Annotated in this window: 16 protein-coding genes; 9 read left to right on the forward strand and 7 right to left on the reverse strand. The window is 69.8% G+C overall.

Annotated features, from left to right (window positions below; all coding sequences use genetic code 11):
- Positions 1-12: 12 nt before the first annotated feature.
- Positions 13-633, reverse strand: coding sequence for a TetR/AcrR family transcriptional regulator (locus tag KME78_RS30725; RefSeq protein WP_246652115.1), 621 nt, complete (start codon positions 631-633; stop codon positions 13-15).
- 101 nt (positions 634-734) lie between these two features.
- On the opposite strand from KME78_RS30725, the gene KME78_RS30730 reads away from it, so the two are divergent.
- The 3 genes from KME78_RS30730 (at position 735) to KME78_RS30740 (ending at position 3,929) form a co-directional block, all read left to right on the forward strand.
- On the forward strand, positions 735-1,925 hold the full coding sequence (locus tag KME78_RS30730; RefSeq protein WP_219532871.1) for a cytochrome P450: 1,191 nt from the start codon (positions 735-737) through the stop codon (positions 1,923-1,925).
- Positions 1,926-1,929: 4 nt separating this feature from the next.
- On the forward strand, positions 1,930-2,124 hold the full coding sequence (locus tag KME78_RS30735) for a ferredoxin (protein ID WP_372454968.1): 195 nt from the start codon (positions 1,930-1,932) through the stop codon (positions 2,122-2,124).
- A 1,358-nt stretch (positions 2,125-3,482) separates the two neighbouring features.
- Positions 3,483-3,929: an SAV_6107 family HEPN domain-containing protein gene (locus tag KME78_RS30740; RefSeq protein WP_219532872.1), complete on the forward strand. Its 447-nt coding sequence runs from the start codon at positions 3,483-3,485 to the stop codon at positions 3,927-3,929.
- A 606-nt stretch (positions 3,930-4,535) separates the two neighbouring features.
- Here the strand turns inward: KME78_RS30740 and KME78_RS30745 are convergent.
- The 6 genes from KME78_RS30745 to KME78_RS30770 all read right to left on the reverse strand — a co-directional run bounded on the left by KME78_RS30745 (position 4,536) and on the right by KME78_RS30770 (position 10,834).
- Positions 4,536-4,817 carry a hypothetical protein gene (locus tag KME78_RS30745; RefSeq protein WP_219532873.1) on the reverse strand — a complete coding sequence of 94 codons (282 nt, stop codon included), beginning with the start codon at positions 4,815-4,817 and terminating at the stop codon, positions 4,536-4,538.
- 581 nt (positions 4,818-5,398) lie between these two features.
- Complete coding sequence (gene bldD, locus KME78_RS30750; RefSeq protein WP_026214021.1) at positions 5,399-5,893, reverse strand: transcriptional regulator BldD; 495 nt, start codon at positions 5,891-5,893, stop codon at positions 5,399-5,401.
- 450 nt (positions 5,894-6,343) lie between these two features.
- Positions 6,344-7,210 (reverse strand): universal stress protein, encoded by an 867-nt coding sequence (locus KME78_RS30755; RefSeq protein ID WP_219532874.1) that lies wholly within the window; start codon positions 7,208-7,210, stop codon positions 6,344-6,346.
- Positions 7,207-8,631: an amino acid permease gene (locus tag KME78_RS30760; protein ID WP_219532875.1), complete on the reverse strand. Its 1,425-nt coding sequence runs from the start codon at positions 8,629-8,631 to the stop codon at positions 7,207-7,209. Before KME78_RS30760 ends, KME78_RS30755 begins: the two co-directional genes overlap by 4 nt.
- Positions 8,632-8,650: 19 nt before the next feature.
- Positions 8,651-9,586, reverse strand: a complete 936-nt coding sequence (arcC, locus tag KME78_RS30765; protein ID WP_219532876.1) for a carbamate kinase — start codon at positions 9,584-9,586, stop codon at positions 8,651-8,653.
- A gap of 3 nt (positions 9,587-9,589) precedes the next feature.
- Positions 9,590-10,834, reverse strand: a complete 1,245-nt coding sequence (locus KME78_RS30770) for an arginine deiminase (protein WP_219532877.1) — start codon at positions 10,832-10,834, stop codon at positions 9,590-9,592.
- A 237-nt stretch (positions 10,835-11,071) separates the two neighbouring features.
- Between KME78_RS30770 and pyrR the strand changes: the two genes are divergently transcribed.
- Genes pyrR through KME78_RS30800 form a run of 6 tightly spaced genes read left to right on the forward strand, consistent with a single transcriptional unit; the run spans position 11,072 to position 19,131 of the window.
- Positions 11,072-11,641 (forward strand): bifunctional pyr operon transcriptional regulator/uracil phosphoribosyltransferase PyrR, encoded by a 570-nt coding sequence (pyrR, locus tag KME78_RS30775; protein ID WP_219532878.1) that lies wholly within the window; start codon positions 11,072-11,074, stop codon positions 11,639-11,641.
- Positions 11,638-12,555 carry an aspartate carbamoyltransferase catalytic subunit gene (locus tag KME78_RS30780; protein ID WP_219532879.1) on the forward strand — a complete coding sequence of 306 codons (918 nt, stop codon included), beginning with the start codon at positions 11,638-11,640 and terminating at the stop codon, positions 12,553-12,555. The genes pyrR and KME78_RS30780 overlap by 4 nt, the downstream gene beginning before the upstream one ends.
- A complete protein-coding gene (locus KME78_RS30785; RefSeq protein ID WP_219532880.1) occupies positions 12,552-13,838 on the forward strand; it encodes a dihydroorotase in 1,287 nt (428 codons plus the stop codon). Before KME78_RS30780 ends, KME78_RS30785 begins: the two co-directional genes overlap by 4 nt.
- Positions 13,835-14,941 (forward strand): glutamine-hydrolyzing carbamoyl-phosphate synthase small subunit, encoded by a 1,107-nt coding sequence (gene carA, locus KME78_RS30790; protein WP_219532881.1) that lies wholly within the window; start codon positions 13,835-13,837, stop codon positions 14,939-14,941. The genes KME78_RS30785 and carA overlap by 4 nt, the downstream gene beginning before the upstream one ends.
- On the forward strand, positions 14,928-18,224 hold the full coding sequence (gene carB, locus KME78_RS30795; RefSeq protein ID WP_219532882.1) for a carbamoyl-phosphate synthase large subunit: 3,297 nt from the start codon (positions 14,928-14,930) through the stop codon (positions 18,222-18,224). Before carA ends, carB begins: the two co-directional genes overlap by 14 nt.
- 40 nt (positions 18,225-18,264) lie before the next feature.
- Positions 18,265-19,131, forward strand: a complete 867-nt coding sequence (locus KME78_RS30800; RefSeq protein ID WP_246652320.1) for a dihydroorotate dehydrogenase electron transfer subunit — start codon at positions 18,265-18,267, stop codon at positions 19,129-19,131.
- The last annotated feature ends 100 nt before the right edge of the window (positions 19,132-19,231 follow it).

Here is a 19,231-nt window from a genome sequence, read left to right on the forward strand (position 1 = left end):
AAGCTCGGTCGTTTACGGCCGAGAAGCTGACCCGATCGATGACAGGCCACGCAGGGTGAGCCGGGCGGCGCGCTCGGCCGCCTCCGTCGCCTGTTCCAGCGACCCGCCATGGTTGATGCTGGAGATGACCGCGAGCTTGGTGGCGCCGATCAGCGCGCCTATGACCGCCGCCGCGTCCACGTGGTCGAGCTCGTCGGGGAAGGCGTCCTCCAGCGCCCGCGCCAGCCGGAGCTGGCTGTTGAACAGCAGGTGCAGCGCCCGCGCCTGCAACGAGGGGACGTTCATCAGAAGCCGCATCCGCAGGGGCACCTCCTCGACGGAGATGCTGTCGTCAACGGTGGCCAGGTGCAGGCTCGCCCGTACGAGCCGCAGCAGCAGGTCCGCCAGGTGCTCGCCGGGCATCCTGGACGAGATCAGCTCCATGGCCATGGCCATGCGCGACTCGCCGTCGTAGAACAGCACGTCCTCCTTGCTGGCGAAGTAGCTGAAGAACGTCCGCGTCGACACCTCGGCCTCGGCCGCGATCTCGGCCAGCGTGGTCTCCTCGAAGCCCTGCTCGTCGAACAGCCGGAGCGCGGCCTCGATCAGCGCCCGGCGCGTGCGCTGTTTCTTACGCTCCCGCAGTCCCACCATGTCGCGAACTTTACCGCCAATTTCCGTTTGTTGCACCCATTGAAATTTTGCAACGGATGAGGTTTTCTGAAGACGTTGACGACGAGAAAGGGAACCGCAGCATGTCTGATCTGACCCTCACCACCGCCCGGCAACGCCCCTTCGACCCGCCCGACGAAATCGCCGAGCTACGGCCAAAAGCGGCGATGCACCGCATGACCTACGCCGACGGGCACCTCGGCTGGCTCGTGACCGGCCACTCCGCCGCGCGCGCGGTGCTCGCCGACGCGCGCTTCAGCAACCGCCCCGAGCGCATGCACCCGCCGATCCCGGCCCGGATGCAGCTCGCCCAGGAGGGGGGCTTCCGCGTTCCGCCCGGGTTCTTCCTGCGGATGGACGCGCCCGAGCACACCCGCTACCGCAAGCTCCTCACCGGCCAGTTCACCGTGCGCCGGATGAAGGGGCTGGAGCCGAGGATCGCCGAGATCACCGAGGCCTGCCTCGACGCCATGGAGTCCGCGGGCAAGCCGGTGGACCTGGTGCAGGAGTTCGCGCTGCCCATCCCGTCGCTGGTGATCTGCGAGCTGCTCGGCGTGCCGTACGAGGATCGGGCGCAGTTCCAGGAAGACACCAAGGTGCTCGTCAACCTGGAGGTCAAGGCCGAGGACGCCATCGGCGCGATGACCCGGATCTCCGCGTACCTCTACGGGCTGATCCAGCGCAAGCGCGCAAAGCCGACGGACGACCTGCTCAGCGGCCTCGTCGAGAGCGGCGAGCTGAACGACGAGGAGCTCACCGGCGTCGCGTTCCTGTTGCTGGTGGCCGGACACGAGACCACCGCCAACATGCTCGGCCTCGGCACGTACGCGCTGCTCACCAACCCCGCCCAGCTCGCCGTCATGCGCGACGACCCGTCCGCGGTCGAGAACGGCGTCGAGGAACTGCTCCGCTACCTCACGATCATCCACCTCGGACCGGTCAGGAGCGCACTGACCGACGTCGAGATCGAGGGCCAGCTCATCAAGGCCGGCGAATCTGTCACGCTCCACCTGCCGGTGATCAACCGCGACCCGTCCCGCTTCCCGGGCGGCGAACACCTCGACCTCACCAGGCCGGCCACCGGCCACCTGACGTTCGGCCACGGCATCCACCAGTGCCTCGGCCAGCAACTGGCCCGGGCCGAGATGCGCATCGGCTACCCCGCGCTCCTGCGGCGCTTCCCCGGCCTACGCTTGGCTGTATCACCGGAGGAGGTGCCGATGCGCTCGGACATGAGCATCTATGGAGTGCACCGCCTCCCTGTCACCTGGTAGGTCAATGATGGAGATCAAGGCAGACACGACGGTGTGCATCGGTGCGGGCATGTGCGCGCTGACGGTGCCGGCGATATTCGACCAGAGCGAGGACGAGGGGACGGTGGTGGTCCTTGACTCCACCCCACCGGCCGAGCTGGAGGACGCCGTCCGCCGCGCCGTGACACTGTGCCCGTCCGGGGCCATTTCGGTGGTCTGAGACACCATTCAGCACGGTTTTCACGTTTTTTCACGATTTGCCGGTTATTACCGCGCCGACGGCGGGTTCTCTCTTTTGTCGTACGTTCTGACTGGACCGCATTGTCTTACGGTCTGGCCAGGCCGGGGCACACCGCCGTCGACGCGGCTCCCTGCGCCTCACACCACACTCCACGGCCTCTCACGCCACGGCCACACCCTTCTGGGGCCCTCGCGCTATGGCTCCGTCGGCTCATGGCTCCAGAGCCTCACGCCCTCGTCCCTTGCGGCCCCTCGGCCCTGTGCTCCGAGTTCGCCTCCTCTCCGGCCCCATGCCGTCCGCCCCTGCGGCCCCCTCGGTCGCGTGCCCTGAGTTCATCTGCTCCACGGCCCTCGACCCCTCAGCCCTTGCAGCCCCCTCAGCTACGCGCCCTGAGTTTGTCTGCCCCACAGCCCTCAGCCCTGCGCTGAGCGGCCACGTTCCATGGGCGCTCAGGTCGGCCGTCGCAGTGTCAGCGGTCACCACGGCCCTCCATGCCGATCGCTCGTGGGCAGCGGCAATCTGGCCACGGCCCGTGCCGCAAGCGCGCGACCCCGCCACGTCCCTCGCGGGACCTGGCGCCCCCGACCGCTCGCTCTACCACTGCTCGCCTGCATGCTTCACGAAGCCAACCCCCGACCTGCGGCGCGACCCCTGCTTGACGCGGCCCCTCGGGGCGTGGGCCCTCTCAGGGCGGCTTCCCTCCGGGGCGGTCTTCTCCCGGATGGTCCTCTCCGGAGCAGTCCCCCCTCCGGGTTGGTCTCCCCTCCCGGGCGGTCTCCCCTCCGGGGCGTCCCCCTTAGGCGGCCCCCCAAGGCGGTTCCCCCGGGGCGCTCCCCCAGGCGGTCCCCCCACGCGGTCCCCACCGGGGGCGTTCCCCCCAACGCGGTCCCCGCCCGGGGCGCTCCCCAGGCGGTTCCCTCCCCAGGCGGTCTCCTCAAGGTGGTCCCCCAAGCAGGAGGCCTCTCCCAGGGTGGATCCGCACGTCGAAGGGCATGTGCTTTTTCACCCTCCATGTTGATCGAATCTGTGTTCGTAGAACAGGTTGACACCGAGCGTGATCGAAATTATGTTCGACCTAGTGACGTGAGGCTCGCGGCTCACGTCGTAGGACCTGGTCGCGGGCCGTTCGCTTCCCCCAAGCGAGACCCGCGATCAGGCTCCAGGGCGAAGGGCGTGTCCTCGTCGTCGGCGGAGACGAGTGGGCGCGTCCTGGCCGGACGGGGTGAGGGGAAGCTCCTCGTCCGGCCAGCCCGGCGGAATTGTCGGTGGTGTCTGCGAACGTTGACTCCACCGGCGGAGACGCCGGGAGCCGCCATGACTCCAAGGAGGCGCGCAAGATGGCACAACGGCTCGGCGATACGCAGGGGCCCCGGCTGTCGCCCGCGGTGCGGGCACACCTGACGGATTCACGTTCCTGCCTGGCGGAGGCGGCGACCGCTCGCACCCCGGCATCCCGATATGTGGCAGCACATCTGGCAGCTCTGCGAGCGGCGGCGGCGATCCTGGCCGCCCGTCCCCGCCCCATGGAAGGCCGCAGGCGCCGCCTGCGCAGCGCCTGGGAGCTGCTCCCAGAGGCGGAGCCCAGGCTCGCGGAGTGGGCCGCCTACTTCTCGGTGAGCGCCGCCAAGCGCGCCGCCGCCGAGGCCGGCATGGTCCGCGGCGTCAGCGCGGCCGACGCGGACGAGCTCCTGGCCGAGGCGGACACCTTCGTCGCCGTGGTGCAGGACATCCTGGGCGTCCCCGCTCAAGCCCAGCTCCCGGTCGAGGTCCCCCTGGCCGGCTGACCACACCGCTCGCGCCGCCGGCACCGGCGGCGAGTGGGCAGCCGGACGTCTCCAACACGAGCGAACACGCCGACGCAGGCGAGGGACCCCCGAACACCCCGACCAAGTACGACCACGCCAAACCGGCAAACGCGGAGCGAGTCGTTCCGACCGTTCGCGAACACGCCGACGGCAGACCGGTAGGAGGCAAGCGGGACATTCCAAGCGCGCACGATCACACCGATGCTCGCGAGGCCCAATGCTCCGAACATGCATGCCCACGCCAAGCCGGCAAAGACGCCAAGCATGACGCCTCAAGCGAACGCGCCGACACGGGTGGGGCCGATTCTGAACGTGGGTGACCCGCCAAAGCCAGGCACCGGGGCTGGGCCCCTCAATCCGCATGCGATCGACGTACGTGCGTGCCCCTTTGGCGCGGGGGACGCTGGATACGGCCACACGGCGACGAAGGCGAGCCCGTGTGACTCGCCTTCGTCGCCGCGCTGAGCTGCTCGTCCTGCGCGTCCCGATCCCCGACCTACGTGTCCAGACTCGCGCGCGTGCGAATCCCAACGTGACCGACACGCGATGTCCCGACAGGTTCGCGATGGCGCGACAGGGCGTCGTTCACATCGGATCGCACAGCGGTACGGTGCTGTAGTCCTCGCCGGCTACTGGGCGGATGTCTTGCCAGCGCACCCAGTGGGCCTCGCCCATGTGCTCGCTGCCGTCATCGGTGTTCACCGTCTGCGGCGGCCAGAGCAGGAACCCCCACCGTTCTCCTTCCGCATCGCCCCACGCCAGCAGGTATCGCGCCTCACCGGTGCCGGTGGTCGGGAATATCGGCTCGGCATGTTCGACGATGGGCGGTCGCCACAATCCTGGTAGGCCCTTCGTGTCGAGATGCATTGGTCCATTATACGAACTGGCGTTCGATACCGCTAGGGAGATCGCTTCCCTCGCCCCATCTGGGTGAACACCGCGGGTGGACCTATGTGACCGCGTCTGCGCGGTGAACATGCGCGGCCGGCCTTGCCGAGGGTGGATGTGCGCGGTTGGGGCATCAGCGAGGGGGAGAGGCCGCGAGTGAGCCTGCTGGTGGATCCGCCCGGCATGCGGTGGATCCGCCCGGCATGGCCTGACGCGGGGATGCGAGGTGTTCCGCCGGTGCGCGTGGCTGCTGTGCGAGGTGCCGACGGCTATGTGTGGCCGGCCTGCGCGGCGGAGGCCACGCGCGCGGCGGGTGAGGCGGAGATGTACGACCGGACGTGCGCAGTGTCGTCTCCGCCATTCGCGGTGTCGTCTCCGCCAGAGGAGTCCGGCGCCGCCATAGCGGGGGCTCGCTCATGCTGCCCCCCGGGGGGCAGCGCAGGCCGCCATAACGAGGGGTCGCTCATGCTGCCCCCGAGGGGTCGCACAGGCCGCCGTGCGCAAGCGGACATGAAAGCGGGGCGCGCCGATCACATGGCGCGCCCCGAAAACAGGAGTGGTCAGAAGGACTCGACGGCTCGGCGGGCCTCCGCGTCGAGGACGCCCCAGCTGATGAGCTCCTCGGTCAGCTCGCTGGGCGACTTGTCGTAGATCACGGCCAGGGAGCGCAGGTCTTCCTGGCGGATCGACAGGACCTTCCCGTTGTAGTCACCACGCTGGCTCTGGATGGTGGCCGCGTAGCGGGCGAGTGCCCCGGCCTTCTCCTTCGGCAGCGTCGCAAGGCGTTCCAGGTCGATCACAAGCTTGGGTGTCGGGCCGAGCGGGCTGGGCGCGGCACCGCCGGGCAGCAGCTCGGAGACGGGCACCCCGTAGAAGTCGGCAAGCTCGGCAAGCTTCTGAACCGTTACAGCCCGGTCGCCACGCTCGTACGAGCCTACGACCACGGCTTTCCACCTGCCACGCGACTTCTCTTCGACTCCATGCAGGGACAGCCCCTGCTGGGTGCGGATGGCGCGGAGTCGTGCACCCAGCGACTTTGCGTACTCAGACGGCATCGTGTGGCCCCCCGGCTCTCGTATGTAGCGCTCTCAGTAGATTGTGCTCCCTTGCGGCGAATGCCCGTGCCACCGGGGGGTGTGGTGCCTGGCTCGGCACCATCGGTAGCCATGGCTCTGGGTTTACCCCATAACGCCGCGCAGTGTGGTTACGCACAGTGACGGTAAAGGGGTGGACGCCTAAGGTCAAGCTGATTGGAAAAAAGATGCCGAATCCGATCCGGGATGGAACGACTTAATAGCCCCTCTTGTCCCACTGGTAACTGTACTTCGCACCGTTTGCCCCAGTGACATGCATGGTGAAATCACCTCGAAATCCGTGTCAGTGATCGCGTAGAGGCCGAGGTGGGGAGCGGTGAGAGGGTCGGCGGGGAGCGGCCGGGGGAGGGCACCAGGGCGGGGCGGGCGCGCGACGATGGACGTCGGACAGCCCCATAAGTGGCGCCGGAGTCAGGCTTGGCGGGTTAGGATCATCACCGGAGACGTGGCCGCGCGTACGATCTTGAGCGACGTGTCTCCCAGGAAGACCCGCCGCAGCGGCCCCGCGTTGCTGGAGGCGCAGATGAGCAGTTCGCCCGGCAGCCATGACGTCTGCCCCATGGCCTCTGCCACGTCGCGGCCCTCCAGGATCTCGAACTCCGCCCGGATGTGTGGCCGATGCCCGCTGGCCGCCTCCGAGAGGTCGGCCGCCACCTGGTCGCGGAGCCGGGTGAGCATGTCCTCCTCGATCTTGTGGCGACGTGCACCGCGGATCACCATCGTGATCAGCCGCAGTGGCACGTCGAGGCCGACCGCCGTCTTGGCGGCGTCCTTGACCGCGGCGTCCGAGCAGGGACTCCGGCGGTAGGCGACGGTGATCCGCTCGAAGGCCGCGGCCGGCCCGTCCGCGTAGCCGCGCGGGGCCAGCAGGACCGGCACCGACGAGGAGTGCAGCAACTGGTCGGCGGTGCTGCCGACCGCGATGCGGCCCTTGCCGCCACCCGGCGCGGAGCCGATCACGACGACGTCGGCCGCGCGCCGGCGGGCCAGCTCCACCAGCCCGCGCCCGCTGCCCTTGTGGGTGTGGACGACGTAGTCGGCCTCGTCGCCGGTGAGCGACCTGGCCTGCTCGAGCGTGGCGTCCGCCTGCTCTTTCAGGTACCTGCGCCACTCGCTCACGTCGGCACGGGCGGGCCCCGGCGTGGTCCACACGGGCGGCTGCACGGTCGCCACCATCAGGCGCGCCTTGGTCTGTCTGGCGAGGAGTGAGGCCAGCGCCAGCCCGTCACGCCCTCTCGGCTCGGGGATGAATCCGACCAGTACGCTTTCGAACTTCATCTGGGCACCTCGGTGTTCAACCGCGAGTGGCTGTAGCCATACAGGAAGTAACAGATCAGGCCCGCCAGCATCCAGAGGCCGAACGCGAGCCAGGTGACGCCGGCGAGACCGGCCATCACGATGACGCAGAAGATCGTGCCGAGCACCGGCGTGGCGGGGAAGAGCGGCGTGCGGAAGCTGCGCGGCAGGTCGGGGCTGCGGTAGCGGAGCACGAGCACGCCGATGTTGACGATGGCGAACGCGAACAGCGTCCCGATGCTCGTCGCCTCGGCGAGCTGGCCCAGCGGCACCAGCCCGGCCAGCACCGAGATGAACGCGGCCACGATGAGGGTGTTGGCGACCGGGACCTGGTGGCGCGGGTTCACCTTCTGAAAGATGTGCGGGATGAGCCCGTCGCGGGACATCGCGAACAGGATGCGGGTCTGACCGTAGATGACGGTCAGGACGACGCTGGCGATCGCCACGACCGCGCCGAAGGAGACGATCAGGCCCGGCCAGGTGGCACCGGTGGCGAGGTTCACGATGTAGGAGAGGCTGGCTTCGGTGCGCTCCGGGTCGAAGTCGGTCCACGGCATGGCGCCGATCGCGGCCACGGCCACCAGGACGTACACGATCGTGACGATGGCCAGGGACAGGATGATGGCCAGCGGCAGGTCGCGCTTGGGGTTCTTGGCCTCCTCGCCGGCAGTGGAGGCCGCGTCGAAGCCGATGTAGGAGAAGAACACCTGCGAGGCGGCGGCCGTGACGCCCGCGACCCCCATGGGCGCGAACGGCGAGAAGTGCCCGGCCCTGAACGCGGTGAACGCCACCACGCAGAAGAAGACCAGCACGGCGATCTTGATGAGCACGAACACGGCGTTGGCCGTGGCGCTCTCCGAGGCCCCGCGCAGCAGCAGCCAGGTGGCCAGCAGCACGATGAGGATCGCGGTGACGTTGACCACGCCGCCGTCCTGGCCGGGGGAGTGGGTGATCGCAGCGGGCAGCGACCAGCCGAACAGGCCCTCCAGGAACGAGTTGAGGTATTCGCCCCAGCCGACGGACACCGCCGCGACCGACACCGCGTACTCGAGCATGAGGCACCAGCCGCAGATCCAGGCGACGAGCTCGCCCAGCGTCGCGTACGCATAGGAGTAGGACGAGCCGGACACCGGGATCGAGCCGGCCAGCTCCGCGTAGGACAGCGCGGAGAACAGCGCCGTGATCGCCGCCAGCACGAAGGCCAGCACGACGGCGGGGCCCGCCTTCGGCACGGCCTGGCCGAGGATGACGAAGATGCCGGTGCCGAGCGTGGCGCCGACGCTGAACAGCGTGAGCTGCCACAGCGACATCGTGCGGCGCAGCTCACCGCCCTCGCCGTGGCCGCCTTCGGCCACGATCTGTTCGGTGGGCTTGGTACGGAAGAGCCGTTGGGCGAGTGCCACGTCGAAACCTCCTTGAGCCCTACAGCGTGCTGGTCAGCGGCCAGCGGGCGTTCGGTGTGACGATCGTGCCCGCGGAGCCCTCCAGGATCTGCTCCGCCTGGCCGAGTTCGCCGATCGCCGCCATGTCGCCGGTGGTCTCCACGAAACGGCAGACCGCTTCCACTTTCGGCCCCATGGAGCCGGCTGGGAAGTCGAGGGCGCGTAGTTCGTGCGGGGTGGTGTGCGCGAGCTCGCTCTGCCGCGCGGTGCCGAAGTCCTTCATGACGCGCGGCACGTCGGTCAGGATGAGGAACGCGTCGCATTCGAGCGCCTCGGCCAGCATCGACGCCGTGGAGTCCTTGTCGATGACCGCCTCGACGCCGGACAGGCGGCCGTGCTCGTCGCGGATGACCGGGATGCCGCCGCCGCCCGCGCAGATCACCACGACCCCCTCGCGGACCATCTTGCTGATCAGCCGGGTCTCCACCACGCGCCGCGGGGCGGGGGAGGGGACCACGCGCCGCCAGTAGCGGCCGTCGGCCGCGACCGTCCAGCCGTACTCCTTGACCAGCTTGGCGGCCTCGTCCTGCTCGTAGACGGGGCCGACGAACTTGGTCGGTTTCTCGAAGGCCGGATCGACCGCCGACACGAGCGTCTGGGTCACCATGGCCAGCACCTGACGGCCGGGCAGCGCGTTCTGCAGGGCCTGCAGCATCCAGTAGCCGATCATGCCCTGGGTCTCGGCGCCGAGCGTGTCGAACGGGTAGGGCTTGGTCAGGCGGGGGTCGTTGGCGCTCTCCAAGGCCAGCAGGCCCACCTGCGGCCCGTTTCCGTGGGTGATGATCAGCTCGTGCTTCTCCGCGAGCTTGGCCAGCGTCTTGACCGCGTTGGCCACGTTGGCGACCTGCGGCTCGCAGTCGGCCTTCTGACTCCGCCGCAGTACCGCGTTGCCTCCCAGAGCGACGATGACCCTCATCGGTCAGATGCCGTCTCGCTCTAGCGGGCAGCTCATGCAGCGCGGGCCGCCGCGGCCCCGGCCGAGCTCGCTGCCCCGGATCGTGATGACCTCGATGCCGTTGTCGCGCAGGAAGTTGTTGGTCGTGGTGTTGCGCTCGTAGGCGACGACCACGCCCGGCTCGACGGCGAGGGCGTTGCAGCCGTCGTCCCACTGCTCCCGCTCGGCGGCGTAGACGTCCTGCGTGGGGGTCAGCACCTTGATGTCGTCCAGCTCCAGGGCCCGCGCGATGGCGCGGTGCATGTCCTGCGGCTGATGGTCGGTGACCTTGAGCTCCTTGTCGGTGTCGCCCGGCTCGATCGTGTACGAGGCCAGCATGCCGAGCCCCGCGTACTTGGTGAACACGCCTACGTCCACCATCGTCATCACGGTGTCCAGGTGCATGAACGCGCGGGCCTTCGGCATGTTCAGGGCGATGATCTTCCGCGCGGAGCTGGCCTGGAACAGCCGCTGCGCGAGCATCTCGATGGCCTGCGGCTGGGTGCGCTCGCTCATCCCGATCAGCACCACGCCGCGCCCGAGTACCAGCACGTCGCCGCCCTCCAGCGTGGCCGGGGCGACGGACTGGCCGGGCAGCCACACGTGGTAGCCGTCCTTCTGCGGCCGGCCGAACCCGTCGGCGAAGGTCGGGTGGAACTCGTAGATGGCCTCCATGTTCACCGTCTCGCGCATCCGCGCCTTCTTCTTCATCGCGTTGATCGAGACGCCGTCGTACACCCAGCAGGAGGTGTCGCGGGTGAACAGGTGGTTCGGCAGGGGCGGCAGGATGAAGTCGTCGTCGCCGGCCGCGTGGTACGACATCGACTTCGGGTCGCAGCCGGCCTCGACCATCTCGCGCTTGGTGATGCCGCCGGTCAGGTAGAGCTGCAGGGTCTTGGAGTCCATGGCGTCGAGCGTGTTGCGGATGTCGTCGACGGCCAGCGGGCCCATGAAGCGCTCGTCCAGGATCCCGTCGAGGATGTGCTTGCGCGCCTCGGGGATCTCGATCGTCTCCTGGAGCAGGTCCGCGAGCATGTGGACCTTGACGCCACGCTCCCGCAGCACCTGCTGGAATTCTTCGTGCTCCTCCATCGCGCGCTGCACCCACAGCACGTCGTCGAAGAGGAACGCGTCCTTGTTGGTCGGGGTGAGCCGCTTGAGCGCCAGGTCGGGCTTGTGCAGCAGCACCTGGTAGAGCTTGCCCACCTCGGAGTCGACATGGAAGGTCATTGTCTCTGTATCCCCTCGAAGCAGGCGGACGTCAACGCGCCGGCACCGCCCGCGATGCCGATGACGTGCCCCGAGCGGGGGGTGCCAACACGGGAAAGGCCGGGAAATTACCGAATCGCGGCCCGCCACGGGCAGTGGCCCGCCCAAGTTCTGGCTGGTAGCCCCTGGTACTGTGTGTCCCGACCAACACCCTTTTAAGACCCGTCCCGTGAGGCGGGAAAGGTGGTGAGCTCTGCCGTGTCCGACTTCCCGACCGACCAGACGCCCCATTCCAGGGCAGTCCTGGAGGGCCCGGACATCCACCGGGCGCTGACCCGTATCGCGCACGAGATCCTCGAACGAACCAAGGGCGCCGACGGCGTCGTCCTCCTCGGCATCCCGACCCGCGGCGCCACCCTGGCCCGCCGGCTGGGTGACCGCATCGAACGCTTCGAAGGCGTCAAGATCCCCGTCGGCTCGATCGACATCACGATGTACCGCGACGACCTCCGGCTCAAGCCCGCCAGGCCGCTCGGCCACACCGAGCTGCCGCCCGACGGCATCGACGGCAGGATCGTCGTCCTGGTCGACGACGTCCTCTACTCCGGCCGTACCGTCCGGGCCGCGCTCGACGCGCTCAACGACCTCGGCCGCCCGACCGCCGTCCAGCTGGCCACGCTGGTCGACCGCGGCCACCGCGAGCTGCCCATCCGCGCCGACTACGTCGGCAAGAACCTGCCGACCGCCAAGAGCGAGAAGGTGAAGGTCTATCTGCAGGAGACCGACGGGCGTGACGCGGTGCTCCTCATGAAGGAGGACGCCAAGTGAACCGCCACCTCATCTCCGCGGGCGACCTCAGCAAGGACGACGCCCTGCTCATCCTCGACACGGCCGAGGAGCTGGCGAGGGTCTCGGAACGTTCCATCAAGAAGCTGCCGACGCTGCGCGGCCGTACGGTGGTCAACCTGTTCTTCGAGGACTCCACCCGGACCCGCATCTCGTTCGAGGCGGCGGCCAAGCGGCTGTCGGCCGACGTGATCAACTTCTCCGCCAAGGGCTCCAGCGTCTCCAAGGGCGAGTCGCTGAAGGACACCGCGCTGACCCTGGAGGCGATGGGCGCCGACGCGGTCGTCATCCGCCACGGCGCCTCCGGCGCGCCGCACCGCCTGGCCAACTGGGTGCACGGCAGCGTCGTCAACGCCGGCGACGGCACCCACGAGCACCCCACGCAGGCGCTGCTCGACGCCTTCTCCATGCGCCGCCGCCTGGGCGGCCTCGACGGCCGGAAGGTCACGATCGTCGGCGACGTGCTGCACAGCAGGGTCGCCCGCTCCAACGTGCTGCTCCTGGCCACGCTCGGCGCCGACGTCACGCTGGTGGCACCGCCCACGCTGCTGCCGGTCGCGGTCGACACCTGGCCGTGCGCGGTCTCCTACGACCTCGACGCGGTGCTGCCCAAGTCCGACGTGGTGATGATGCTGCGGGTGCAGAAGGAGCGGATGAACGCCGCCTACTTCCCGAGCGAGCGCGAATACTCCCGCCGCTACGGCCTCGACCGCGACCGCTTCGCCAAGATGCCCGACGAGGCCATCGTGATGCACCCCGGCCCGATGAACCGGGGCATGGAGATCGCCGCCGAAGTGGCCGACTCACCGCGCTCGACCATCGTCGAGCAGGTCGCCAACGGTGTGACCATCCGCATGGCCGTCCTGTACCTGCTCCTCGGGGGAGAGACCGCATGATCGTCCGCAACGTCAGGATCCTCGGCGGGGAGCCCGTCGACCTCCGCATCGAGGACGGGGTGATCGCCGAGATCGCGCCGCGGATCGACGGTGAGCCCGGGATCGACGGCGGCGGCGCGATCGTGCTGCCCGGCCTCGTCGACCTGCACACCCACCTGCGCGAGCCCGGCCGCGAAGACGCCGAGACCGTGCAGACCGGCACCCAGTCGGCCGCCCGCGGCGGCTACACCGCCGTGCACGCCATGGCCAACACCTCGCCCGTCGCCGACACCGCCGGAGTGGTCGAGCAGGTCTGGCGGCTCGGCCGCGAGTTCGCCCACTGCGACGTCCAGCCGGTCGGCGCGGTCACCGTCGGCCTGGAGGGCCGGCAACTGGCCGAGCTCGGCGCGATGGCCGACTCCGCCGCCCGGGTCCGCGTCTTCTCCGACGACGGCAGGTGCGTCGACGACGCCGTGCTCATGCGCCGCGCCCTGGAGTACGTCAAGGCGTTCGACGGCGTGATCGCCCAGCACGCCCAGGAGCCCAGGCTGACCGGCGGCGCGCAGATGAACGAGGGCGTCGTCTCCGGCCGGCTCGGCCTGACCGGCTGGCCGGCGGTCGCCGAGGAGGCGATCATCGCCCGCGACTGCCTGCTGGCCGCGCACGTCGGCTCCCGGCTGCACGTCTGCCACGTCTCCACGGCCGGCTCGGTGGAGATCCTGCGCTGGGCCAAGTCCAAGGGCTGGAACATCACCGCCGAGGTCACCCCGCACCACCTGCTGCTCACCGACGACCTCGTCGAGGACTCGCCGGTCGGCGCCTACAACCCCATCTACAAGGTCAACCCGCCGCTGCGCACCCGCGCCGACGTCGAGGCGCTGCGCGCGGCGCTGGCCGACGGCACGATCGACATCGTCGCCACCGACCACGCCCCCCACCCGGTCGAGGACAAGGAGACCGAGTGGTCGGCCGCGGCCATGGGCATGGTCGGCCTGGAGACCGCGCTCAGCGTGGTGCAGGAGGCCATGGTGGACACCGGGCTGCTCGACTGGGCGGGCGTCGCCGATCGCATGTCGATCGTCCCCGCGCGTATCGGCCGCCTGTCGGGGCACGGGCAGCCGATCGAGGTGGGGGTGCCGGCCAACCTCACGTTGTACGACCCGTCCGTCCGCACCGAGGTGGATCCGTCCGCCTTCGCGTCGAAGAGCCGCAACACGCCGTACGAGGGGATGACGCTGCCCGGCCGGGTCGTGGCGACGTTCCTGCGCGGCAAGCCGACAGTACTTGAAGGGAAGCTGGTGTGACTTCAGCGCTACTCGTTCTGGAAGACGGTCGTGTCTTCCACGGAACCCCCTATGGCGCCGAGGGCGAGACGTTCGGCGAGATGGTCTTCAACACCGGGATGACCGGCTACCAGGAGACCCTCACCGACCCGTCCTACCACCGGCAGATCGTCGCGATGACGGCCCCGCACATCGGCAACACCGGCGTCAACGACGACGACCCCGAGTCGGGCCGCGTCTGGGTGGCCGGCTACGTCGTACGCGAGCCGTCCCGCGTGGTCTCCAACTGGCGGGCCAACCGCTCGCTCGACGACTACCTCAAGGAGCAGGGCGTCGTCGGCATCGCGATGCCCGGCACCCGCGCGCTCACCCGCCACCTGCGCGAGCGCGGCGCCATGCGCGCCGGCATCTTCACCGCTCCCTCGGAGCCGGTCGAGGACCTCATCGAGCGCGTACGTCAGGCGCCACGCATGGAGGGTGCCGACCTGTCCGCCGAAGTGGCCACGACCGAGCCCTACGTCGTGCCCGCCATCGGCCCGAAGCGGTTCACGGTCGCGGCCGTGGACCTGGGCATCAAGGGCATGACGCCGCACCGGATGGCCGAGCGCGGCTGCGAGGTGCACGTGCTGCCGGCCGGCGCCACGTTCGAGCAGATCATGGCGGTCGAGCCGGACGGGGTGTTCCTGTCCAACGGGCCGGGCGACCCGGCCACCGTCGACGTCACGCCGCTGCGGCGGGTGCTGGAGGCCGGGGTGCCGTTCTTCGGCATCTGCTTCGGCAACCAGATCTTCGGCCGCGCCCTGGGGCTGTCCACGTACAAGCTGCGATACGGGCACCGCGGGGTCAACCAGCCGGTCCAGGACGTACGGACCGGAAAAGTGGAGATCTCCGCGCACAACCACGGCTTCGCCGTCGAGGCGCCGATCGGCGAGCCGTTCGACACCCCCTACGGCCCGGCCGAGGTCAGCCACGTCAACCTCAACGACCGCTGCGTGGAAGGGCTGCGCCTGCTCGACGGGCGCGCCTTCAGCGTTCAATACCACCCCGAGGCCGCCGCCGGGCCCCACGACGCCGCCTACCTTTTCGACGAGTTCTGTGAGGTCATGAGCCGTGCCCAAGCGTGATGACATCAGGTCCGTCCTGGTGATCGGCTCGGGGCCGATCGTGATCGGACAGGCGTGCGAGTTCGACTACTCGGGCACCCAGGCCTGCCGCGTGCTGCGCGACGAGGGGTTCCGTGTGATCCTCGTCAACAGCAACCCCGCGACGATCATGACCGACCCCGAGTTCGCCGACGCCACCTACGTCGAGCCGATCACCCCCGAGTACGTCGAGAAGATCATCGCCAAGGAGCGCCCCGACGCGCTGCTGCCGACGCTGGGCGGGCAGACCGCGCTCAACACCGCGGTCGCGCTGCACGAGTCGGGCGCGCTGGAGCGCTACGAGGTCGAGCTGATCGGCGCCGACTTCGACGCGATCCAGGCGGGCGAGAACCGCGAGCTGTTCAAGGGGATCGTCGCCAAGGTCGCCCGCGAGCACGGCCTGAACGCCGAGTCGGCCAGCTCGGTCGTCTGCCACACGATGGACGAGTGCCTGGCCGCCGCCACGCAGCTCGGCTTCCCCCTGGTCGTGCGGCCGTCCTTCACCATGGGCGGCGTCGGGTCCGGGTTCGCCTACGACGAGAGCGACCTGCGCCGCATCGCCGGCGCCGGGCTGGACGCCTCGCCGACCACCGAGGTGCTCCTGGAGGAGTCGATCCTCGGCTGGAAGGAGTACGAGCTCGAGGTCATGCGCGACAAGCACGACAACGTGGTCATCGTCTGCTCCATCGAGAACATCGACCCGATGGGCGTCCACACCGGCGACAGCGTCACCGTCGCCCCCGCGCTCACGCTGACCGACCGCGAATACCAGAACATGCGTGACGTCGCGATCGCGGTCATCCGCGAGGTCGGCGTCGACACCGGCGGCTGCAACATCCAGTTCGCGGTCAACCCGGCGACCGGCCGCATGATCGTCATCGAGATGAACCCGCGCGTGTCCCGATCCAGCGCCCTGGCCTCGAAGGCCACCGGCTTCCCGATCGCGAAGATCGCCGCCAAGCTGGCCATCGGCTACACGCTCGACGAGATCCCCAACGACATCACCAAGGAGACCCCGGCGTCGTTCGAGCCCACGCTCGACTACATCGTGGTCAAGGTGCCGCGGTTCGCCTTCGAGAAGTTCAAGGGCGCCGACCAGACCCTCACCACGCACATGAAGTCCGTGGGCGAGGCCATGGCCATCGGCCGCTCCTTCCCCGAGGCGCTGCAGAAGGCGCTGCGGTCGCTGGAGAAGAAGGACTCCTCCTTCTCCTGGGCCGGCTCCCCGCGGCCCAAGGCCGAGCTGCTCGACGAGTCGCGCGTCCCGCACGACGGCCGGCTGCGCACCATGCAGCAGGCCATCCTCGCCGGTGCCACGGCCGAGGAGCTCTTCGAGGCCACCAACGTCGACCCCTGGTTCCTCGACCAGCTGTTCCTGCTCGACGAGGAGGCGCGGGCCGTCGGCGAGGCGCCCGAGCTGACCGCCGAGGTGCTGGAGCGGGCCAAGCGCCACGGCTTCAGCGACGCCCAGCTCGGCGAGATCCGCGGCATCGACGAGGCGCGCGTCCGCGACCTGCGCCACGCGCTCGGCCTGCGGCCGGTCTACAACACGGTCGACACCTGCGCCGCCGAGTTCGCCGCCAAGACCCCCTACCTCTACTCGGCCTACGACGAGGAGAGCGAGGTCCCGTACGGCGAGCGGGAGAAGGTCATCATCCTCGGCTCCGGCCCCAACCGCATCGGCCAGGGCATCGAGTTCGACTACGCCTGTGTGCACGCCTCCTTCGAGCTGTCGCGGGCCGGGTTCGAGACCGTCATGGTCAACTGCAACCCGGAGACGGTCTCGACCGACTACGACACCTCCGACCGGCTCTACTTCGAGCCGCTCACCCTGGAGGACGTGCTGGAGGTCGTACACGCCGAGCAGCAGACCGGCCCGGTCGCGGGCGTGATCGTGCAGCTCGGCGGGCAGACGCCGCTCGGCCTGGCGCAGGCGCTCAAGGACGCGGGCGTGCCCGTGGTCGGCACCTCGCCCGAGTCGATCCACCTGGCGGAGGAGCGCGGCGCGTTCGGCCGGGTGCTCGCCGAGGCGCAGCTGCCCGCGCCCAAGCACGGCACCGCGACGACCGTCGCCGAGGCGCTGACCGTGGCCGAGGAGATCGGCTACCCCGTGCTCGTCCGGCCCTCGTACGTGCTCGGCGGCGCCGGCATGGCCATCGTCTACGACGACGCGACCCTGACCACCTACATGGCGGCCCAGGAGGGCGGCCATCCGGTGCTGGTCGACAAGTTCCTCGACGAGGCCATCGAGATCGACGTGGACGCGCTGTTCGACGGCGAGGAGCTCTACCTGGGCGGCGTCATGGAGCACATCGAGGAGGCCGGCATCCACTCCGGCGACTCGGCGTGCGCGCTGCCGCCGATCACGCTCGGCAGCAACGACATCAAGCGCATCCGCGCCGCCACCGAGGGCATCGCCCGCGGCGTCGGGGTCCGCGGGCTGCTGAACGTCCAGTACGCCATGTCGGCCGGCGTCCTGTACGTCCTGGAGGCCAACCCACGCGCCAGCCGTACCGTGCCGTTCGTCTCCAAGGCGACGGCGGTGCCGCTGGCGAAGGCGGCGGCCCGCGTGATGCTCGGCGCCTCGATCGCCTCGCTGCGGGAGGAGGGCATGCTGCCCGCCACCGGAGACGGCGGCACGCTGCCGCTGGAGGCGTCGATCGCGGTGAAGGAGGCGGTGCTGCCGTTCAACCGGTTCCGCGGCGTCGACATCGTGCTCGGCCCCGAGATGCGCTCCACGGGCGAGGTCATGGGCATCGACGAGTCCTTCGGCGTCGCCTACGCCAAGTCGCAGGCGGCCGCCTACGGCGAGCTGCCCACCAAGGGGCGGGCGTTCGTGTCCGTGGCCAACCGGGACAAGCGTGCGATGATCTTCCCGGTGCGGGCGCTTGCCGACCTCGGTTTCGAGATCCTGGCCACCGAGGGGACCGCTGAGGTGCTGCGCCGCAACGGTGTCCATGCCAAGATCGTGCGAAAGCGGAGCGAGGGGCCCGGACCCGGAGGTGAGCCCACAAGTGTCCAGTACATCCTCGACGGCGAGGTCGACCTGATCGTCAACACGCCGTTCGGCAGTCCGGGCCAGTCGGGTCCGCGGCTCGACGGCTACGACATCCGCACCGCCGCCGTGCTGCGCGGCATCCCGTGCATCACCACGGTCGCCGGGCTCGCCGCCGCGGCCGCGGGCATCCAGGCCATCGTGCGGGGCGATGTCGGCGTACGGTCCCTCCAGGAGCACGCGCGGGCGCTGCGGGCGGCAGGGGCGTAGGGCTCGATCCACGGCAGGCTCCCGCGGGAGGTGAACAGGACTGGCCGGCACTCCGGTGCAGGTGACGGGCACGGTGCTGACGACGCGCCGGGTCGACGCCTACCATGCGCTGACCGTGGTGGCGCCCGGCATCGCCGAGCGCTACCGCCCCGGCCACTTCGTGTCCGTCGCCGTGGGCGGGGCTCACACGTCCATGGTGACGCGGCGGGCCTTCTCCATCCACGACGTCAAGCCCGACTACGGCGGCACGGTGGAGCTCGTCTTCACCGTGCGCGGGCCCGGCACCGCGTGGCTGGCCGAACGCCGCGCGCGTGACACGATCGACCTCGTCGGACCGCTCGGCCGGCCCTTCCCGCTGCCCCGCGACCCGGTCCACTGCGTGCTGGTCGGCTCCGAGTACGGCTCGGCGGTGCTGTTCCCGGTGGCCGACCAGCTCATCGAACGCGGCTGCCGGGTCGACTTCGTCCTGGGCGGGGCCAGCGCGGACCGGGTGTTCGGCGCCATGCGGGCCAGGCGGATGGCGCAGACCACGACGCTCACCACCGAGGACGGCTCGCTCGGGCTGCGCGGCAGGGTGACCGACGCGCTGCCTGCGGTGATCGCCGACACACGGGCGGACGTGGTCTACGCGTGCGCGCCCATGGAGACGCTGCGGGCGGTGACGGCGGTGGCGATGGAGTTCGACATCCCGGTGCAGGTGGCGGTGGAAGAGGCGATGGCCTGCGGGATCGGGGTCTGCATGACGTGCGTGCTGCCGGTCATCGGCGACGACGGGGTGACCCGGATGGTGCGGGCCTGCGCCGAGGGGCCGGTGTTCCGGGGGGAGCGGGTGCGGTTCGAGGATGTGGGGACGATCCCGTTCGACGCGCTGGGGGCGCCCGGGGGCGGTGCTCGCCATGCGGGCTGACCCCTGCGGCCCACGTCCCGCCGTACGGCGATCGCGTCCTCTGGAGGGCCCTCGCCTGGAACGGCGCGCTCGCATCCTTGGGACGACCTCCGCTTTCCAC

The sequence above is a fragment of the Nonomuraea guangzhouensis genome, from assembly GCF_019396345.1.
Lineage (GTDB): Bacteria > Actinomycetota > Actinomycetes > Streptosporangiales > Streptosporangiaceae > Nonomuraea > Nonomuraea guangzhouensis.

Bases quoted from the DNA above. Each gene is read 5' to 3' on its own strand.
- bldD (WP_026214021.1), bottom strand. From the start codon at position 5,893: ATGCCGTCTGAGTACGCAAAGTCGCTGGGTGCACGACTCCGCGCCATC.
- KME78_RS30745 (WP_219532873.1), bottom strand. From the start codon at position 4,817: ATGCATCTCGACACGAAGGGCCTACCAGGATTGTGGCGACCGCCCATC.
- arcC (WP_219532876.1), bottom strand. From the start codon at position 9,586: ATGAGGGTCATCGTCGCTCTGGGAGGCAACGCGGTACTGCGGCGGAGT.
- KME78_RS30730 (WP_219532871.1), top strand. From the start codon at position 735: ATGTCTGATCTGACCCTCACCACCGCCCGGCAACGCCCCTTCGACCCG.
- KME78_RS30740 (WP_219532872.1), top strand. From the start codon at position 3,483: ATGGCACAACGGCTCGGCGATACGCAGGGGCCCCGGCTGTCGCCCGCG.
- KME78_RS30785 (WP_219532880.1), top strand. From the start codon at position 12,552: ATGATCGTCCGCAACGTCAGGATCCTCGGCGGGGAGCCCGTCGACCTC.
- KME78_RS30770 (WP_219532877.1), bottom strand. From the start codon at position 10,834: ATGACCTTCCATGTCGACTCCGAGGTGGGCAAGCTCTACCAGGTGCTG.
- KME78_RS30735 (WP_372454968.1), top strand. From the start codon at position 1,930: ATGATGGAGATCAAGGCAGACACGACGGTGTGCATCGGTGCGGGCATG.
- KME78_RS30725 (WP_246652115.1), bottom strand. From the start codon at position 633: ATGGTGGGACTGCGGGAGCGTAAGAAACAGCGCACGCGCCGGGCGCTG.
- KME78_RS30755 (WP_219532874.1), bottom strand. From the start codon at position 7,210: ATGAAGTTCGAAAGCGTACTGGTCGGATTCATCCCCGAGCCGAGAGGG.